Source organism: Pseudomonas sp. FBCC-B545, assembly GCF_059134095.1.
On record NZ_CP101441.1, the window covers coordinates 1,212,996 to 1,232,400 of the forward strand.

The following is a 19,405-nucleotide window of genomic DNA, read 5'->3' on the forward strand; positions in this document are numbered from 1 at the left end:
AAGGGCCTTGCGATGCGAGGCCCTTTTTTTACGCCTGACGCTCCTACAGAGGGGGATTTCAGATCAGGTGCAGGTGGTTATCCCAAAAGCCGGCTGGTAATTCCAGCGGCTTGGCCAGCAACGTTGTCTGGCGGCAATCATAGAAGCGGCAACGCCCTTGGCCTGACGTGACGACGAACCCATCGGCCACTGCACCCACACCGGCGCAGTCGGGGAGCGGCCCATCCAGGCGCAGCTCGGCGCTGTCCATGTCCCAAATGAAGAAACGATTGCCCCGTGGCGCGGTCAGGGCCACCAGGCGCAGTTCGCTGTGTACCGCTACGCTGGCGGTGTAGTGCCCCATCGCCTGCAACTGCTCATCAGCCACCGGGAACGCCACGAAAGGCTGGCCTGGGCGCTTGATCGCCAGCAACTCCGAGCGTTCCTGGGACGGCCCCATGAACTGCTGCCCGGTAAGGATAGTGCCATCGTTGGCGATGCCCATATGGCGCACGCTGTTCATCTGCTGGCCCAGGGTTTCCTTGCTGATCAAGGTGCCATCGCGATGCATCAGCACCAGGCTCGGCTCCATGGCGTTGAGATTCATCTCTATCCGGCTTTCGGCTTCGGTACGAATACCGCCGTTGGCCACCACCAGGGTTTCGCCGTCGGGCATCCAGGAGACCTGATGCGGGCCGATGCCGTGGGTGGAAATCTCGCCACTATGCACCAGCCGCTCGCCTTCGAACTTATACACACCCAACAGGCCGCGGCCGGGGTCGGACGTGTCGTTCTCGGTGGCGTACAGCCAGTCGCCGCTCCTATGGATCACCGCATGCCCGTAGAAATGGCGGTTGGCGTTCGAACTGATGGTTTGCAGCAGCGCGCCATCACGCAGGTCGATCAGGTAACTCTCGGTGCCCGGGCGGCGGGCGACGAACAGCGCAATCGGCAGCGTCGGATGGTTGACGATGTCGTGGCAACGCTGGTCGACCTGGGTGGCAAACACCTGCTTGCCATCCAGGCGATAGCCGACGGCGTAGTGCTTGCCGTCGGCATCATCCCGCGCCGACAGCAGCAGCGGGCCTTTATCCTTGCCTTTGAACAGCGTCCAGCCGCCCAACGTAAGGGCGCTGAGCAGCACGCTGCCCACCGCCAAAGCCTGTCGCCTGAGCATCATCAGTCACCGTCGTTGGCGTTGAAGCCCAGTTGGATTCCCAGGGCCTTGGCCAGCTCGCCTTCGTGCAGGCGGTGGACCACGTTGAGGCTGTCGTAGATGTCGTTGAGCTGCTGGCGCCCGGCGTCATCGTTCAATAGTTCGTTGAGGCTGCGCTGGTTGCTGGCGAACAGTTTCAGGGATGCGGCATAGGCAGCGTCGATCTTCTCGGCCAACGGCTTCTGATCCGCCGGCAGCAGGCCACGCAAGCCTTTGTTGTCGACGCCGACCCACACGGTCTGGGCCGCGGCGAGGCTCGCCTCCAGGCTTTGCAGCGACGACTGGCTGCGCCATGCATCGGCCTGGAACGGTTGCGGGATGCCCTTGGTCTGGCGGCCCATGGGCGTGCCGAGTTTTTTCTTCAGGGTGTCCAGGGCAGTCACTTGCACGCGCAGCAGGTCGGCAATGGCCTCGTGGGAATCAGCGTAGCGCTGGTTCGGGAACTTGGTCATCTGCGCGAGCATGCCGTCGGTGCTGTTCCAGCTGGCGAGAATCTCTTCGGCCAGGACTTTCTGGCGTTCGCCGATCGCCATCAACAGTGGGCAGTAGCGGGCTTTCTGTGCTTGGTCGGCGACGTCCGGCTTGGCGTCGTAGAGGATGTATTCGTAGGCCGACAGGCCCTGCACCACGACACTGGATTTAGCCAGGGCGGCGGCATCGATCTGCGGCTGGGCGCTGACGAGTTGCTCGACCTGGCGACCGACCAGGTTCTTCTTGTCCGGCCAGAACTGCACCTGCCAGGCACGGTTGCCCTCGGCCAGCGGACCGATCAACAGTGGTTGCAACTCGGCCCAGGCTTTTTGCGCGTGCAGGAAGTCGGCACGGGCGGTGTCCAGGCTTTCCTTGCCCTGGCAGTAGGCCAGGGCGCTGACGGCCAGTTGGCGGTCGGCTTCAACCCAGCGGCTGTAGGTCGGCAGGATCACTTGCTTGGCGATGGCCGCCGAGGTCACCGCTTGCGGGTCCTGGGGCGAGCAGGCACCGAGCGCCAGGGCGGCCAGGCTGGTGAACAACAACTTGGGACGAAACATGTCGAGCTCCCTTCTGTAAGTGGGGCAAAGCTTATAAAGAATTCAGGAACGCCAGCAACGCGGCACGCTGCTCGGCATTGAACGACAACACATGTTGCTGCGCCGCTTGTGCTTGCCCGCCATGCCACAGCACGGCCTCGAGCAGGTTGCGGGCGCGGCCGTCATGCAGGAACTGGGTGTGACCACTCACGGCTTGCGTCAGGCCAATGCCCCACAACGGCGGGGTGCGCCAGTCACGGCCAGTGGCTTTGAATTCGGTACGGTGGTCGGCCAGGCCTTCGCCCATATCGTGCAACAACAGGTCGCTGTAGGGGCGTATCACCTGGTTGGCCAGCTCCGGTTCGGCGGCGTTGGCGGCCGTGGTGAATGTCGGCTTGTGACAGTCCTGGCAACCGGCCTGGTAGAACAGGTTCTTGCCGGCCAGCACCTGCGGCGTGTTGACGCCTCGGCGCGCGGGCACCGCGAGGTTGCGGGTGTAGAACAGCACCAGGCGCAGGATGTTGTCGCTGACTTCCGGCTCGCCATCTGGGCCATTGCCGTTGGGCGCCTGCTTGCAGGCCACTTGGGCATCGGTGCAATCATCGAAGGGTCTCAGGGAGGTCGTGAGGCCCATATCACCAGAGAACGCGTGAACATTTTGTTGGTTGAGGTTGGGTTGCCCGGCTTTCCAGCCAAAACGCCCGAGTACGCTTTTATGCTGGGCGTCATCCCAGACCCAGTTGGCGCGGCCGACGATGGCGTCTTTGTCGGCGGTCTTGGGGTCGGTGTTGCGCAGGATATCGGCGTCACTGATTGCTTCGAGCAGGCCCAGGCCGATCATCGGCGGTGCCACCCGGGCGGAGAAGCGCGTATCAGGATGCATCGGGCCGTAGCCGAGCTGGGTTATTTGCAGGTCGGGTTTGCGCAGTTCGACGACGGTGCCGTCCTTGAAGCTGACCTGGACAGGGCTGTAGTCGACCCGCACCTTGCCTTCCGGCACGACGCCCGGCACGGACATGTCCTGCAACTGCCCGCCATACACCGGCTCGGGCACCACGCCGAGCTGTTCGATGAGCTTGGCGTAGGGGGGCTGCTCTGTAATGGAGAGAGGGATGGAGAGGCGCACCAGCATCGACACCGCATTCGGCGCATCAGGCAGCGGCGGATGGCCCCGACCGTCCTTGATATGGCAGTTCTGGCAGGCGTTGGTATTGAACAGCGGGCCCAGGCCATCCCGTGCCGTGGTGGTGGACGGCGCAATCACCCAGGGGCTGCGGAAGAAACTGTTACCGACGCTGAAATCCAGGCGGCGGGTGGGCGCCAGGTTGGCCGAGGGCAGGGAAAAGGCGTTCTGGTCGCGCTTGTTCACCGTCGTTGCACCACCTGACCGCGACTCACCAGGCTCGGCCTTGGTGAAGCGGGGGGCATCGTCGCAAGCGGTCAGGCTTAAAGCCATCAACGCTGCGGACAGGCAGAGGAGCGAACGGAACATCGAGATTCCTGGACAAGGGCGGAAAATACGGTCGCAAAGTCTAACAGGGCAGGGCGGTTTGAATAAGAGCAATTATCGTTTGGTGGCATCCGGATTCATTCCCGCTAGAATGACTGCACATTTTTTTCTGGAGGTGGCCAATGCAGGCTCTCGACGCTTTGCTCAACCGTGTTTCCGTGCCACGTCTGCTGGAACCGGCACCGACCCAGGAGCAGCGCGACCTGTTGTTCGCCGCCGCCATGCGTGCGCCCGACCACGGTCAGCTGCGCCCTTGGCGTTTCCTTACCGTAGAAGGCGCAGCCCGTGAGCAGATGGGCGCGCTGTTGGCCGAGGCCGCCCGCCTGCAGGATGCCGACGCTCCCCAGGCGGTCATCGACAAGGCCCACAACGGCCCGCTGCGTGCGCCGTTGGTGGTGGTGGTGATTGCACGCCTGCAGGAGCACTTCAAGGTGCCCAAGTCCGAGCAATTGCTGGCGGCGGCCTGTGCGGCCCACGGCATCCTGTTGGCGGCCTATGCCCAGGGGATTGGTGCGGTGTGGCGGACCGGGGAGTTGTCCTACTCGGCCCATGTGGCCAAAGGCTTGGGGCTGACGGCGGGTGAAGAAGTGATTGGCTTTCTTTACCTCGGTACGCCGCAGAACCCGCCGCGTACGGCGCCGAAGGAAGACCTGACGCCGTTCGTCCAGGCCTGGACCGGACGCTAAGCGGTGTGCGGTCAAAATGTGGGAGGGGGCTTGCCCCCGATGGCGGCCTGACAGCTAACCAGGATGTTGGGGGGGACCGAGTACATATCCGTTATTTAGGTCACGGCTGCTATTGGTTCCGCTCTTACAGCGGCTTACTTTTGGAAGGACCCAAAAGTAAGCAAAAGGTCCTCGCCCCACCACTCGGTGCCTCGCCTAGGCTCGGCATGCCCTCTCTCCGGCTTGAATCCGTGGGCCGCCGCCACGCGCCATCCATGGCGCGGGGCGGCTAACCCGGCGTCCTGCCGGGTTACCCACGGATTCAAGCCTGCGTTCGGCCAGCGTGGTTTAACGGGGCGCCTGAGATCAAGATCAAGAGCGACTCGCTTCGCATCGTGGATACGCTTGGGGCGCCTTTGCTTTTCTGTGGGAGCGGGCTTGCCCGCGAAAAACTTGAGGGCGCCGCGTTCATTCTGATCTCCCGCGTCATCGTTAACGACCATCGCGGGTAAGCCCGCTCCCACAGAGGTACGCGTACGCCTCAACGATCAGGTCGGCTCTAAGGCCGCCTCGCTGTGCTTTTGATCTCAGGCGGCCCCCCAAATCAATGTCGGATTACGGGCACACCGAGCCTGGGCGAGGTGCTGAGTGGTTGGGCAAGAGCGTTTTGCTTACTTTTGCGCTGTTTGTACGGACCGGTCACATCGTCAACATGGGGCTGTCGCGCAGCCCCCTCCCACATTGGACCTGTGGTGTGAATTACACCCTGAACTGATCCATCAACTTCATCTGCTGGCTGGCCAGTGCATTGAGCTGGCTGCTGATCGCCGCCGATTCCGTGGCCTGGCCGGTGAGGGTTTCGGTCACGGTGCGAATCGCCGAGACGTTGCGGTTGACCTCTTCGGCCACTGCGCTCTGCTCTTCGGCGGCACTGGCGATTTGCAGGTTCATGTCGCTGATCACCGTGACCGCGTCACTGATCTTGCCCAGGGCCTGCACCGCCTGGTGGATCTGCCCGGCATTGCTCTGGGCCTGTTGCTGGCTGGAGTGCATGGTCGCTACCACGCCTCGGGTGCCGCTCTGGATACGTTCGATCACCAGGCGGATTTCCTCGACCGAATCCTGGGTGCGCTTGGCCAGGTTGCGTACTTCGTCGGCAACCACCGCAAAGCCACGCCCGCTTTCGCCGGCGCGTGCCGCTTCAATCGCGGCGTTCAATGCAAGCAGGTTGGTCTGTTCGGCGATGCTGCGGATCACCTCCAGAACCGAGCCAATCTGTTCACTGTTGACCGCCAGGGCTTCGACTTCGGTCACCGCTTTGCTGACTTCCTCGGCAAGGGTGGTGATATCACGGGTGCTCTGCTCGATGATCGACATGCCTTCGCGGGCCGACTGATCGGCACCGCGTGCCGCGCTGGCAGCATTCGAGGCGCTGTTGGCGACGTCATGGGCAGTGGCGCTCATTTCATTGGAGGCGGTCGCCACCTGGTCGATTTCGCGGAACTGCACCTGCATGCCTTCGCTGGTCTGGCGCGCAATGGCCGACGATTGATCCGCCGTACCACGGGCTTCGGTAATGCTTTGCTTGATCTGCGCGATGGTCGGTTGCAGCTTGTCGAGGAAGCGGTTGAACCAGTTCACCAACTCGCCCAGTTCGTCTTTCTTGGCGTACGCCAGGCGTTGGGTGAGGTCGCCGTCGCCGCTGGCGATGTCCTTGAGCATGGCGGCCACGCTGTTGATCGGCCGGGTGACGCCGGTGGCGGTCAGCCAGATCAGCAGCAAGCCCAACAGGCCGGCAGCCGCCGCCACCAGCAAGGCTTTGAGGGTACCGCTGGCCTGGGCTTCGTCGAGTACCGCTTGCAGCTTGACGTTATCGGCCAGCATCACGGCTTTCGGCAGTTTGATCACCACGCCCCAGGACTTGGCGTCGGCAATCGGCTTGACCGGGTACACGGCGCGAATGATGTCGTTCTGCCCGCGGATCACTGGCCGGTCATTGGCGAGCAGTTGCACGATTTCCTTGCCTTCGGCGCCGAGGCTATCGATCAGGTTCTTGCCTACCTTGGCCGGTTCACCGCTATAGGCCGCGATCAAGCCAGTGCTGGACAGAATCTCCAGGTGCGCTGCGCCGTTGAAAAGATCTTTCTGCGCGGCATCGGTAGTCGCTTGCAGGGCCGTGAGGGCGATATCGATGCCGACGACGCCAATGACTTTGCCATCGACGATCAGTGGCAGGGAAATGGTGGTCATCAGCACAGGTTTGCCAGCCACAGTGTCTTCGTACGGGTCCAGCAGGCAGGTGCTGCGGGTGTCCCGTGGGCAGGTATACCAAATGTTGTAGGGCGTGCCGCTGAGGTTGAGGGTGGTCTTGGTCAAGTCATCCTCGACCATGATGGTGTTGAGGCCTTCACCACCTGCACGGCTCCAGTAGCTGGAAAAGCGGCCTTTTTCGTTGGAGACGCGCGCTTTGTCGTCGACGAATTCGCTGTCTTTGCCGTCCAGCCCGTTGGGTTCGAATGACAGCCAGATACCCAGCACCTTGGTGTTGCGCTCGAATGCGGTTTTTACGCTCTGGTTGATTTCTTCGCGCAGGGCGCCGGCGTCAAGAGAGCGCTTGGTCCCCAGCTGACGCAGGTCTTTGATCTGGTCGGCGAGGGCAGTAACCACCAGCAGGTTTTCACCGAAGGTCTTTTGTAAGTGCCCGGCCTGTTCGGCTGCCTTGGCTTGCAGCAGCTGTTCCACGCTGGCGGTCAGCATTCGTGAGCTTGAGTCACTGACCAATAGGTCATTCTGGTTGGTGTTGTAGATATTGATGCCGACCACCAGTGCAATGACCCCCAACAGGCAAAGACCGGACAGCAGCACGATTTTCAAGCGAATGGAGAGGGTGTCGAACATAGGTTCACTCACGAATGACTTGTTGGAATGCAGGCAGCAGAGCCAAGTCCATTCGGCGCCATGCCTGAAACATCGGCGTCACAAATCGATTCATGAGAAATAGGCGATGAGCGGTAGGATAACGCCTACATGCAGCCCTATATGGGCCGTGCCAGCTGCTCGGGGCGAGACCAGATCCACAGGTTGCCCAGGCTCATCCCGGCAATGGCCAGGTACACCGGCCAGCCGTGATCCAGCATCACCAGCATCAGGATGGCACACAGCAACATACTCACGGTGGCGCTGACCTTGGCCCGGCGCGCAATGATCTTGCCGTTGCGCCAGTTGAACAGGATCGGCCCGAACAGGCGGTGGTTTTCCAGCCAGGCGCTCAGGCGCGGTGAGCTTTTGGTGGCGGCCCAGGCGGCGAGCAGGATGAATTCGGTGGTCGGCAAACCCGGTATGACAATCGCCACCAGGCCGATCCCCAGGCTGGCGTAGGCCAGCAGGCCGAAGAGGACTTGGGCGACTTTGGAGGTGGATTGGGTTTTGCCGGTCATAGGTAGGAATATCACAGAAAATCAATGTGAAATGAGTGCTCAGTGTGGGAGGGGGCTTGCTCCCGATGGCAGAGTGTCAGTCAGCTTATGTTTAGCTGGCACACTGCCATCGGGAGCAAGCCCCCTCCCACATTTTCTGATTGCATTTCAATCTGGAGGTCAGGCCATTTCAGGGGCGCTAGCGTACGCCTGTTCCAGCAACACGGTGAAGCGCACAAACGCATCGATCGCGCCTTTTTCTACCGCAGCTTCTTCTTCTGCGCTGAATTCCAGGCTGTCGAGGGTGCGGGTGAAGCTTTTCCAGCCTTCGGCGCGACCGCCGGCCGGTTCGCCCAGGTGACGGGCGCCGAAGGTTTCACTCAGGCCCAAGCCCACGGCGCGCTTGATCAGGAACGCGGCGCCCAGTTTGGAGCCTTCGGACACGAACAGCCAGCCCAGGGCTTCGGCTTTACTCGGATTCTTTACTGCACCGGCCACCGGAGCCGGGATTTCAGTGTCCAGGTCCGCCAGGTCGAGCTTGGCGGCTTCGGCGCGGCAGCGTGCGGCCAGGTCCGGGACGATCTTGATCAGTTCGGCATCGTTGTACAGCGCTACCAGTTCTGACTGGAACAGGTACTGGGCCACTACGAAGCGGGCGAAGTTGGCTTGGGTTTCGAACGGCGCATGAGCCTTCACCAACGCATCCAGCTTGGTATGCGGTTCATTGGTGATCTGGTTCAGGCGCTGGGAGCGCAGGCTCGGGCGTTCTGCGGTAGGAGAAGCGGTCATGTAAAAAGTCCTTGAGAAGGTAAGCGCCTGGGTGCCCTTAAAGAGAGCTGTTATCAACTAGACGAACAAGAAGACGCGGCACAGTAAAAAATCCTCACCCCGCCGCTGTGGATTCCGGCGAGGTGAGGCGGGTGGGTCAGATGTCCCAGATCAGGTTGATCGCAAAGTTGCGACCGGGCTGGGTCAGGCGGTCGAGGTTGGCCGGGCCGGTTACCGCGGCTTCGCCGACGCTGTCGTAGCTACGCACGTCATCCCAGTTCCAGTACTTCTTGTCGGTCAGGTTGTAGAGGCCGCCGTTGATGGTCACGTCGTTGCTGACCTTGTAATAGGCGGTCAGGTCGAGGATGCCGAAGCCCGGGGTCTTGAACGGGCCGTCGGTGTTGCCGTCGGGCGCGTGGAAGGTGGTGCTGTCGACGCGGTCCTGTTTCTTCACCAGGGTCCAGCTCAGCAGGCCACCATAGTTGTCCTGGTCGTAGCCCAGGCCGAACACGCCTTTGAGTGGGTTGACGCTGTTGAGCGGTTCGCCATTGTCGTCGTTGCGACCGTAGGTGTAGGCAATCGAACCTTGGGTATACAGACCTTTCGGCGCACCGAAGGCATCCAGGTTCAGGCGGCCCTTGGCTTCCGCGCCCTTGATGGTAGCGCGCTTGATGTTCACGGCCTGGAACTGTTCCACAGTGCCGCCGACCACGGCGTTGTCTTCGTCGATAAAGTCGCGGTACTTGTTGTAGAACACCGCGATGTCAAAGGAGCCTTGGTCAAACTTGCCGCGAATCCCGGTTTCGATGCCTTTGCTGGTTTCCGGCTTGAGGTCGGGGTTAGGGGCGACGGTGTAACCCAGATCGAGATTCTCAAAACGCCCGTACAGGGCCTTGGCCGATGGGGTACGGAAGCCCTCGGCATATTGGCCGAACCAGGTGTAGTTATCGGTCAAGGCGTAGGTCAGGCCGAACTTGGGTGTTACGCGGTTCCAGGTCTTGTCCTTGCCGTCGACGGCATAGGCGCCGGTCGGGTTGACGGTGTTGAGGAATTCCTGGGTCAGCTTGGGCTTGAGCCGGGTGTAGTCATAACGCACGGCGGGCAGGAAGGTCCATTTGTCCCAAGTGATCTGGTCCTGGGCGAATAGCGAGTAGGTGTTGATGGTCGGATCGGGGAAGTCACTGGCCTTTTTCACACTGTCACCGGCTGAGGGGCTCGGCGCGCCGATGGCCGTGCAGCCGGCGCCAACGGCCAGGCACGAGGCCGAGCCTTCGCGGGAGCCGGTGACTTTTTGCTGCTTGAGGGTGGTGCCGTAGGTCACCTGGTGATCGGTCTCACCGAGGCTGAAAGCCTTGTCCAGCTGGGCGTCGAAGACCCACTGTTTTTCTTCGTAAAGGGTATCGCGGGTGCGCAGGACACGACGGCCAGCCTGGTAGATTTCGGCGGTGGTCTGGTCGGTCTTGGCGATCTGGTAGTTGAGGCTGGTCTTGATGCGGTCGGCAATCGGTGAATCAAGGGCGAAGCTGTTTTCCAGGCCGAAGCGCTCGCGGGTAATGGTGTCGTTGCCCGAGCGGGCGCGGTAGAGGTTCATGCCCCGGCCGCCGATGAATGGGCCGCCTACGGCGTTCTTCAGGTTGACGTCGCGGTCATCCTTGAACTTCTCGTAGGTCAGGCCCAGGCGATTGTCATCCCCGTAGTTCCAGCCCAGCTTGGCCAGTACGTTGGTGGTGCGCGCATCTTCCGGGTTGGCGCCGGTACGGGCCAGGCCGGTGGCGTTGTTGCCGTCGTAGGATTCGGTTTCATGGCCGTTGCGCTGGCTCAGATGCAGCAAGCCGTCAAAGTCCTGTATACGCCCGGCGAAGGTGCCGGAGGTCAGCCAGCTTTCATCGGCGGAGCTGTAGCCGGTCTTCAGGCGGGCGCCGACGTCTTTGCCTGGCTTGATGATGTCGTCCGGGTCGAGGGTGAAATAACTCACCGCGCCGCCGATGGCGCTGCTGCCGTACAGGGCCGAGGCCGGGCCGCGCAGGATCTCCACGCGCTTGACGATTTCCGGGTCGACGTAGTTGCGGCGGGTCTTGGCGTAGGGGCCATTGAAGAAGTTGTCGGGCACTTCGACGCCATCCACCTGGGTAAGGACGCGATCGCCGTCGATGCCGCGGATGTTGTAGCCTGCGTTACCTGAACGGGTACCGGCGCCGCCGACCGAGACGCCGGGTTCGTAGCGCACCAGTTCACGGATGTTGTTGACGTTCTGGCGGTCCAGTTCCTCGCGGTCGTGCACGCTGACGGTGCTCGGTACGCTGTTCACATCCTGTTCGTTACGGGTGGCGCTGATGGTCACCTGTTGCAGGTTCAGGGCGCCGCCTGCGGCCCGTTTCTCCAGCACGATGTTGTTATCGCCCAGTTTGCGATAGCTCAGGTTGGTCCCCACCAACAGCCGGTCCAAGGCTTTTTCTGGCGGCAGCGGGCCGCGTACGCCAGGGGACGACACACCCTGGCCCAGCTCGGCCGGCAGGCCGACTTGCCAGCCGGTTACCGCAGTAAAGGCATTGAGTGCAGACACGAGCGGCTGCTGCTCGATGCTGAAATTGTAATTTGCATGGCTGCGCGGGGTCGGCTCGGCGGCGGTGGCGGCCATGACGGGCGCGCCAGCCAGCAGGATCGCGGCGGCCAGCAAGGACAAGACGGGCGAAGAACACCGGCGGTTGAAACGAGAGGACATCGAGAACGCTCCGGGAATACGTATCTTATAGTTGCGAACCGAACCAAATAGGAATCAGTTGCATTGGCTAAGACGAGACGTACCACCGCGTACTATCGAGTAAAAATAATTCTCATTTAGTTCAAGATCACCAACGCCGGGTATTCCGACAGCTTGGCCGAGGTGATGTGGGCGAGGGAGCGCACCACGTCCAGGGGCTGGTCGAGGCGATAGTTGCCGGTGACGGCGACACTGGCCAGTTGCTCGTTGTTGTTGACGATCCAACCAGGGTAATAGCGCCGCAGCTCGGCCAGCACTTCGCTCAGCGGGCAGTTTTCGAACACCAGTCTGCCCTGGACCCAGGCCAGGTCTTTGCTGGCATCCAGCATGGCCGGCTGCCCGAACCCCTTGGGGCCGATACGGATGCTTTGCCCGGCACTCAGGCGCACGCGGGCATCGTCGAAGGTGTTGCTCAAGTCGACATCGCCACGCTGCACCTGTACCTGGGCTTCGCCATTGAGGTAGCGCACGGCGAACGCCGTGTCGCGCACGCTGGCGCGTACGGGGCCGGCGTCGATTTCCAGGGGCAGGCCACGGTTGGGGGCTACTTCGAAAAACGCTTCGCCCTGGTACAGGCGGGCCATGCGCTGGTGGTCCTTGATGCTGCTGGAAAACGCCGAGTTGGTGTTCAGCAGCACTTTGGAGCCATCGTCCAGTTGCAGGCGCTGGCGCTCGCCGACCACGGTGAGGTGGTCAGCCTGCAGGCGCACCGGCAGGTTGCTGAAACTGAACAGGCCGATCAGCAGCACGGCGGCGGTAGCGAGGGGTTTCCAATGCGGTTTGACCCGGCGCCAACCCCTTGGCTTGCGCGGCGCAGCGAGAGCCACGGCGGCACTGTGTACTGGCGCACCACTCCAGGCGGCCTGGGCCTTGCTGAAGGCGTGAACGTGGGCCGGGTCTGCGGCCAGCCAAGCGTCGAACGCGGCCTGCTGCCCGGGTTGCGGGCACTGCAAGGCGATCAGCCAATCGAGGGCTTGGTCCATGGCCGCGTCTTGCAACACCTCATGAGCCAGCTCATGAGGGGGCAGTTTATTCCGGTCCGTCACGGTGTTCCTCGGGTCTTCGCCACGTTCTATTCATTTTTCCTACAGCCTGGATCGATAGCTCTGTCGGGTGAAGCTTAAGGCTGATCCAACCGTTCGGCCACACCTACACAGATGGCCATGATCAATTTCAGTTCCTTTTGCACGGTGCTCAAGGACACGTTCAACTGATCGGCAATTTCCTGATAGCTGCAACCGTGCAGGCGGCTGAGGATGAAAATTCGTTGCTGGCGGGCGCTCAACTGGCCGAGGCTGACGCTCAAGTGTTCCAGCAGTTGCTCGGCCTGGGTGGCCTCTTCGGGCGTACTGACCGGGGCGGCCACGCTTTGCAGCACGTCCAGTGGCACATCTTCCTGCAACGTGCGGGCCTGGATCCGGCGTGAACGCAAGTGGTCCAGCGCCAGGTTGCGCGCTGTCTGGTAGACAAAAGGTTCGAGGTGGTCGATTGGCCGCTCGCTCAGGGCCCGAGTCACGCGCAGGTAGGTTTCCTGCAACAGGTCTTCGGCAGTGCTGTGGTTATTGACCATGCGCTGCAGAGTGCGGAGCAGAATCACCCGTTGGGTGAGAAAGACGTGGTTGAAGCGAGATTGGCTCACAGTGATACCAGACCGATTTGCAGTGAATGATAATGCTTATCATCAACTGAAATGGCAAGTGGCTATTTCCCTGAACCTACTCTGGACAAAATGTAACTGTGGGAGGGGGCTTGCTCCCTCCCACAGGTGGAGTTACTCGGCGTTGCAGAGCGCCAGGCAGTTATCCAGCATGCGGTTAGAGAAGCCCCACTCGTTGTCGTACCACGCCAGCACCTTGAGCAGCTTGCCGCTGACCTTGGTGTGGTTGGCGTCGAAGATCGACGACAGTGGGTTATGGTTGAAGTCACTGGAAACCAGCGGCAGGGTGTTATAGCCGAGGATCTTCGAATGTTGGCTGGCCTGTTTCAGCAGGGCATTGACCTCATCGGCAGTGGCTTCTTTCTTCAATTGCACGGTGAGGTCCACCAGGGACACGTTGATCACCGGTACACGCACCGCCATGCCGGTCAGCTTGCCCGCCAGTTCCGGCAGCACCAGGCCCACCGCTTCGGCGGCGCCGGTCTTGCTCGGGATCATGTTCTGGGTGGCCGAACGCGCGCGGTACGGGTCGGTGTGGTAGACGTCGGTAAGGTTCTGGTCGTTGGTATAGGCGTGAATGGTGGTCATCAGGCCGCTTTCGATGCCCAGTTCGCGGTGCAGCACCTGGGCCACCGGCGCCAGGCAGTTGGTGGTGCACGAGGCGTTGGAGATGATCTGGTGGGATTGACGCAAAATGTCATGGTTTACCCCGTAAACCACAGTGGCATCCGCGCCCTTGGCCGGTGCCGAGATGATCACCTTGCGTGCGCCGGCGGTAATATGGGCGGCAGCCTTGTCACGGTCGGTGAACAGACCGGTGCATTCGAACACTACGTCAATCTTGTGTGCAGCCCACGGCAGGTCGGCGGGGTTGCGAATGGCACTGACGGCAATCCGGTCACCATTGACGGTCAGGCTTTCCTGATCGTGGGCGACCTCTGCATCGAAAGTGCCATGCACGGTGTCGTACTTGAGCAGGTGGGCATTGATCGAGCTGTCGCCCAGATCATTGATGGCGACGATCTGCAAATCCTGGCGGTAGCCTTGGGTATACAGTGCGCGCAGGACATTACGGCCGATACGGCCAAAACCATTGATTGCGATACGTAGAGTCATTGGAAAGTGCCTGTCGTCGATTTGTTGTAAGAATTACAAGATTATTCGCATAAAAATAGAAAACAAGCCTTTTTAGTGGCAATATTTTGTTCAATCTACAACGAGTGACCTGAATCAACTGGTCCGATGATCCAAACGACCCCCTGCCATCCCATGAGCCGTGGGCGTTTGATCAGCATAGACACTCAGGTCGCCACATCCGTTAGCCTGGAGTTCTATACATGCATCCCCGCGTCCTTGAGGTCACCGAACGGCTTATCGCCCGCAGCCGCGCCACCCGCGAGGCCTACCTTGCGCTCATTCGCGGCGCCGCCAGCGACGGTCCGATGCGCGGCAAGCTGCAATGCGCCAACTTCGCCCACGGCGTGGCCGGTTGCGGCACCGAAGACAAAAACAGCCTGCGCATGATGAATGCCGCGAACGTGGCAATTGTTTCTTCGTATAACGACATGCTCTCGGCGCACCAGCCTTATGAACATTTCCCTGAACAAATAAAGAAAGCCCTACGTGAAGTGGGCTCGGTTGGCCAGTTCGCCGGCGGCACGCCCGCCATGTGCGACGGCGTGACCCAGGGTGAGCCGGGGATGGAGCTGAGCCTGCTCAGCCGTGAAGTCATCGCCATGTCCACGGCGGTAGCGCTGTCCCACAACATGTTCGACGCCGCGCTGATGCTGGGGATCTGCGACAAGATCGTCCCCGGCTTGATGATGGGCGCGCTGCGCTACGGCCACCTGCCGATGATCTTCGTGCCCGGCGGGCCGATGCCGTCGGGCATCTCCAACAAGCAGAAGGCCGATGTGCGCCAGCGCTACGCCGAAGGCAAGGCCAGTCGCGAGGAGCTGCTGGAATCGGAGATGAAGTCCTACCACAGCCCCGGTACCTGCACCTTCTACGGCACCGCCAACACCAACCAGTTGCTGATGGAAGTGATGGGCCTGCACTTGCCGGGCGCGTCGTTCGTCAACCCGTACACGCCGCTGCGTGATGCGTTGACCCGCGAGGCCGCGCACCAGGTCACCCGCTTGACCAAGGCCAATGGCAACTTCACGCCGATCGGCGAGATTGTCGACGAGAAGTCCATCGTCAACTCCATCGTCGCCCTCAACGCCACGGGCGGTTCCACCAACCACACCCTGCACATGCCGGCCATCGCCATGTCGGCGGGCATCATCCTGACCTGGCAGGACATGGCCGACCTTTCCGAGGTGGTGCCGACCCTGTCCCACGTGTATCCAAATGGCAAGGCCGACATCAACCACTTCCAGGCGGCGGGCGGCATGTCGTTCCTGATCCGCGAACTGCTCGAAGCCGGCCTGCTCCACGAAGACGTCAACACCGTGGCCGGCAAGGGCTTGAGCCGATACATCCAGGAACCGTTCCTGGTGGACGGCGAGCTGGTCTGGCGCGACGGCCCCATCGAAAGCCTCGACGAAACCATCCTGCGCCCGGTGGCCCGTGCGTTCTCGCCCGAAGGCGGCCTGCGCGTGATGGAAGGCAACCTTGGCCGTGGCGTCATGAAAGTCTCGGCGGTGGCGCCGGAGCATCAGGTTGTCGAAGCGCCGGCGGTGGTGTTCCAGGACCAACAGGACCTGGCGGACGCTTTCAAGGCCGGCCTGCTGGAAAAAGACTTCGTTGCAGTGATGCGCTTCCAGGGCCCGCGCTCCAACGGCATGCCTGAATTGCACAAGATGACGCCGTTCCTCGGTGTGTTGCAGGACCGTGGTTTCAAAGTTGCGCTGGTGACAGACGGGCGTATGTCCGGCGCCTCGGGTAAGATCCCCGCCGCGATTCACGTCAACCCCGAAGCCCAGAGCGGCGGGCCACTGGCGCGAGTGCAGGATGGCGATATCATCCGCGTGGATGGCGTAACCGGCACCTTGGAGCTTAAGGTAGACGCCGCAACCTTTGCAGCGCGCACGCCTGCCACGGGCCTGTTGGGCAATAACGTGGGCGCCGGTCGTGAGCTGTTTGCATTCATGCGCTTGGCCGCAAGCTCCGCAGAGCAGGGCGCCAGCGCCTTTACCTGTGCCTTGGAGACGCTTAAGTGAAACTTGCGCTGGTCGGTGACATCGGCGGTACCAACGCCCGCTTTGCGTTGTGGCGGGACCAGGAGCTGCATTCGATCCGCGTGCATGCCACCGCAGATCACTCGAGCCCTGAGGAGGCCATCAAGGTCTACCTCAAGGAAGAGGGCCTGCAAGTCGGCGATATCGGCGCGGTGTGCCTCTCGGTAGCCGGGCCGGTGAGCGGTGATGAATTTAAATTCACCAACAATCATTGGCGCCTGAGCAAGACTGCGTTTTGCCAAGCGCTGCAGGTGCAAGAACTGCTGCTGGTCAACGATTTTTCCGCCATGGCCCTGGGCATGACGCGCCTCAAGCCCGATGAATTCCGCGTGGTCTGCCAAGGCACGCCGGAACCGTTGCGCCCGGCCGTAGTGATCGGCCCGGGCACCGGCCTCGGTGTGGGGACGTTGCTGGATTTGGGCGCTGGCCGCTTCGCGGCGCTGCCGGGGGAGGGCGGACATGTCGACCTGCCCCTGAGCAGCCCGCGGGAAACCCAGCTGTGGCAGCACATTTACAACGAGATTGGCCATGTCAGCGCCGAAACCGCGTTGAGCGGCGGTGGGTTGCCGCGTCTGTACCGCGCCATCTGTGCGGTCGACGGGCATACTCCGGTGCTGGACAGTCCCGAGGCTATTACCGCAGCGGGGCTGGCCGGTGACCCGGTGGCGATGGAAGTGCTGGACCAGTTCAGCATCTGGCTGGGCCGGGTGGCGGGCAATAACGTACTGACCACGGGTGGGCGCGGTGGTGTTTACATCGTGGGTGGGGTAATACCGAGGTTTGCCGACTTCTTTATCGCCAGCGGTTTCGCCAAGAGCTTTGCGGATAAAGGTTGCATGAGCGACTACTTCAAGGGCATTCCGGTGTGGTTGGTGACCGCGCCATATTCCGGGTTGACCGGGGCGGGTGTGGCGCTTGAACAGGCTTTTGCGTAGGCAGTGATGGCCTCATCGGGGGCAAGCCCCCTCCCACTTGTGTGGAAGGGGGCTTGCCCCCGATGAGGCCCTGAAGAGCACCCCCATAACAACAAGGAGGACCCCGTGAGCGTAATCAGTAAATCCATTCTCCTCGTCGACGACGACCAGGAAATCCGCGAATTGCTGCAAACCTACCTCAGTCGCGCCGGCTTCCAGGTGCGTGGCGTGCCGGATGGCGCGGGGTTCCGCCAGGCGATGAACGAGGCGCCGTGCGACCTGGTCATTCTCGATGTAATGCTGCCGGACGAAGACGGTTTCAGCCTTTGTCGCTGGATCCGCCAGCACCCTCGCCAGGCGCAGGTGCCGATCATCATGCTCACCGCCAGTTCCGACGAAGCCGACCGGGTGATCGGTCTGGAGCTGGGCGCCGATGACTATATCGGCAAGCCATTCAGCCCCCGAGAATTGCAGGCGCGCATCAAGGCGCTGCTGCGCCGTTGCCAGTTTGGCCAGGAACGCGGCAGCAGTAGCGACGTGCTGGTGTTCGACGAGTGGCGTCTGGATATGATCAGCCATCGGCTTTTCCACGTTGATGGTGAAGAGGTGATCCTCTCCGGTGCCGACTTTGCCTTGCTCAAATTGTTTCTCGATCACCCGCAACAGATCCTCGACCGCGACACCATCGGCAACGCCACTCGTGGCCGTGACCTGATGCCCCTGGACCGTATCGTCGACATGGCTGTCAGCCGCCTGCGCCAGCGCCTGCGTGATACTGAAAAACCCCCGCGGCTGATCCGCACCGTGCGCGGCAGCGGTTACCAGCTGGCAGCCAGCGTGGTTGCCGGCAATGCCCACTGAACACCCGGCCGAACGCCGTCGCCGCTTTCCGGTACCGCGCTCCCTACTGGGGCGCATGCTGCTGCTGACCTTGCTGGTGGTGCTGTTCGCCCAGGCATTGTCCAGCGTGATCTGGGTCTCGCAGTTGCGCGCCACCCAACTTGAGGGCCTGGTCACCAGCGCCCGTAGCCTGGCGCATTCGATGACCGCCAGCGTAAGTTATTTCCGTTCGCTGCCGGTGGCCTATCGGCCCTTGGTGCTCGACCAGTTGCGCAGCATGGGCGGCACGCGTTTTGTCGTGACCCTCAATGATCGCCCGCTGGATATGGCCTTGCTGCCGCAAACCCCGCGCAAGCAGGCGGTGCTGGAAGCGGTCGATGACGTGTTGCGCCAGACCCTGGGCGCCAACGTGCTTATCTCGGTGGAGTTCGTCAGCGCCGAGGACCTGCGTATCTTCAATGCCGGCTTGAAGCTCGACGAGCTGCCGCGTTCCTGGGCGCATTACGCCTTGACCCTGGAACCGGTGAACCCGCCGGTACTGGTCACCCAGATCCAGCTTGCCCCCGGAGAATGGCTGTACATCGCCTCACTGTTGCCCGAGCCCTATACCAGCCTCGAGGAGCAGAGCCTGCCGTCCCAGCAGGTGTGGTTTATCGTGCTGACCAGCGGCTTGCTGCTGCTGTTCATCGGCCTGCTGGTGCACTGGCAAAGCCGGCCGCTCAAGCGTCTGGCGCGGGCGGCGCGTGACATGTCCCTGGGCGCCGATGTGGAACCGGTGGCCGAAGGCGGCGGCAGCGAAGTGGTGGAGGTAGGCCGTGCCTTTAATGCGATGCGCGAACGCATCAGCCGTTACCTGACCGAACGCAGCCAGTTGTTCAGCGCGATTTCCCACGATTTGCGCACACCAATTACTCGCCTGCGGCTGCGGGTAGAGTTGCTTGAAGACGAAAACCTGCAAGCCAAGTTCGGCCGCGATTTGGATGAATTGGAGTTGCTGGTCAAGGGCGCGCTGCAATGCGTGAAAGACACCGACATTCACGAAAACATCCAGCCGGTGGACCTCAACCATGTACTCGAATGCCTGGTGGAGCCGTACCTGGCACCCAACGGCAACGGTCGCGTGTCCCTGGATGGCGCGGCCCTGACGACCTACCCGGGCAAGCCGCTGGCGCTCAAGCGATGCATCGGCAACCTGATCGACAACGCCTTGAAGTATGGGCAGAACGCGCATTTGCATATCGAGGACGATGGCGCGCAGTTCATCCTGCATGTGGATGATGAAGGGCCAGGTGTGCCGGAGCAGCGCCTGGAGCAAGTCTTCGAACCGCACTTTCGCCTGGCCGGCCAGCAGCAGGGGTATGGGTTGGGATTGGGGATTGCGCGCAATATTGCCCATAGTCATGGAGGGGAAGTGAGTTTGCAAAACCTGCGCGAAGGCGGCCTTCGCGTCACCCTGCAACTGCCCCGCGGACTTGACTGAACACACGCTG

The 19,405-nt window shown here is 61.8% G+C and carries 15 protein-coding genes and 1 pseudogene; 5 read left to right on the forward strand and 11 right to left on the reverse strand.

What is annotated here, in order from left to right; genetic code table 11:
* Positions 1-58: 58 nt before the first annotated feature.
* Genes NMB39_RS05590 through NMB39_RS05600 form a run of 3 tightly spaced genes read right to left on the reverse strand, consistent with a single transcriptional unit; the run spans position 59 to position 3,694 of the window.
* Positions 59-1,156, reverse strand: coding sequence for a DUF1513 domain-containing protein (locus NMB39_RS05590; protein ID WP_057021793.1), 1,098 nt, complete (start codon positions 1,154-1,156; stop codon positions 59-61).
* 2 nt (positions 1,157-1,158) lie between these two features.
* Positions 1,159-2,223, reverse strand: coding sequence for an imelysin family protein (locus NMB39_RS05595; RefSeq protein ID WP_057021651.1), 1,065 nt, complete (start codon positions 2,221-2,223; stop codon positions 1,159-1,161).
* Between the two features lie 31 nt (positions 2,224-2,254).
* Positions 2,255-3,694 carry a di-heme oxidoreductase family protein gene (locus NMB39_RS05600; protein WP_494339546.1) on the reverse strand — a complete coding sequence of 480 codons (1,440 nt, stop codon included), beginning with the start codon at positions 3,692-3,694 and terminating at the stop codon, positions 2,255-2,257.
* A gap of 140 nt (positions 3,695-3,834) precedes the next feature.
* Between NMB39_RS05600 and NMB39_RS05605 the strand changes: the two genes are divergently transcribed.
* Positions 3,835-4,398: an NAD(P)H nitroreductase gene (locus NMB39_RS05605; protein ID WP_306956375.1), complete on the forward strand. Its 564-nt coding sequence runs from the start codon at positions 3,835-3,837 to the stop codon at positions 4,396-4,398.
* A 738-nt stretch (positions 4,399-5,136) separates the two neighbouring features.
* On the opposite strand, the gene NMB39_RS05610 is transcribed toward NMB39_RS05605, so the two are convergent.
* From NMB39_RS05610 to gap, 8 genes and pseudogenes are all read right to left on the reverse strand, one after another.
* Positions 5,137-5,892: a methyl-accepting chemotaxis protein gene (locus NMB39_RS05610; protein ID WP_371851115.1), complete on the reverse strand. Its 756-nt coding sequence runs from the start codon at positions 5,890-5,892 to the stop codon at positions 5,137-5,139.
* Between the two features lie 150 nt (positions 5,893-6,042).
* Positions 6,043-7,275, reverse strand: a pseudogene (locus NMB39_RS05615) (methyl-accepting chemotaxis protein); the annotation flags it as partial.
* 137 nt (positions 7,276-7,412) lie between these two features.
* The gene (locus NMB39_RS05620; protein ID WP_057021646.1) at positions 7,413-7,814 is read right to left on the reverse strand and encodes a YbaN family protein; all 402 of its coding nucleotides are present in this window, start codon (positions 7,812-7,814) and stop codon (positions 7,413-7,415) included.
* Between the two features lie 159 nt (positions 7,815-7,973).
* Positions 7,974-8,582 (reverse strand): biliverdin-producing heme oxygenase, encoded by a 609-nt coding sequence (locus NMB39_RS05625; RefSeq protein WP_046069376.1) that lies wholly within the window; start codon positions 8,580-8,582, stop codon positions 7,974-7,976.
* Positions 8,583-8,718: 136 nt separating this feature from the next.
* Positions 8,719-11,283 (reverse strand): TonB-dependent receptor, encoded by a 2,565-nt coding sequence (locus NMB39_RS05630; protein WP_494339545.1) that lies wholly within the window; start codon positions 11,281-11,283, stop codon positions 8,719-8,721.
* A gap of 116 nt (positions 11,284-11,399) precedes the next feature.
* Positions 11,400-12,368 carry a FecR family protein gene (locus NMB39_RS05635; RefSeq protein WP_494339544.1) on the reverse strand — a complete coding sequence of 323 codons (969 nt, stop codon included), beginning with the start codon at positions 12,366-12,368 and terminating at the stop codon, positions 11,400-11,402.
* 74 nt (positions 12,369-12,442) lie between these two features.
* Positions 12,443-12,961 carry an RNA polymerase sigma factor gene (locus NMB39_RS05640; protein ID WP_043051108.1) on the reverse strand — a complete coding sequence of 173 codons (519 nt, stop codon included), beginning with the start codon at positions 12,959-12,961 and terminating at the stop codon, positions 12,443-12,445.
* Positions 12,962-13,093: 132 nt separating this feature from the next.
* Entirely contained in the window at positions 13,094-14,095 is a 1,002-nt protein-coding gene (gap, locus tag NMB39_RS05645; protein ID WP_005791003.1) for a type I glyceraldehyde-3-phosphate dehydrogenase, read from the reverse strand.
* A 221-nt stretch (positions 14,096-14,316) separates the two neighbouring features.
* Between gap and edd the strand changes: the two genes are divergently transcribed.
* From edd to NMB39_RS05665, 4 genes are all read left to right on the forward strand, one after another.
* A complete protein-coding gene (gene edd / locus NMB39_RS05650; protein ID WP_057021643.1) occupies positions 14,317-16,143 on the forward strand; it encodes a phosphogluconate dehydratase in 1,827 nt (608 codons plus the stop codon).
* Positions 16,140-17,096: a glucokinase gene (locus tag NMB39_RS05655; protein ID WP_057021642.1), complete on the forward strand. Its 957-nt coding sequence runs from the start codon at positions 16,140-16,142 to the stop codon at positions 17,094-17,096. Before edd ends, NMB39_RS05655 begins: the two co-directional genes overlap by 4 nt.
* Before the next feature lie 105 nt (positions 17,097-17,201).
* On the forward strand, positions 17,202-17,936 hold the full coding sequence (locus NMB39_RS05660) for a response regulator (RefSeq protein ID WP_046069370.1): 735 nt from the start codon (positions 17,202-17,204) through the stop codon (positions 17,934-17,936).
* A complete protein-coding gene (locus NMB39_RS05665) occupies positions 17,926-19,395 on the forward strand; it encodes an ATP-binding protein (RefSeq protein WP_057021641.1) in 1,470 nt (489 codons plus the stop codon). The genes NMB39_RS05660 and NMB39_RS05665 overlap by 11 nt, the downstream gene beginning before the upstream one ends.
* Positions 19,396-19,405: the final 10 nt, after the last annotated feature.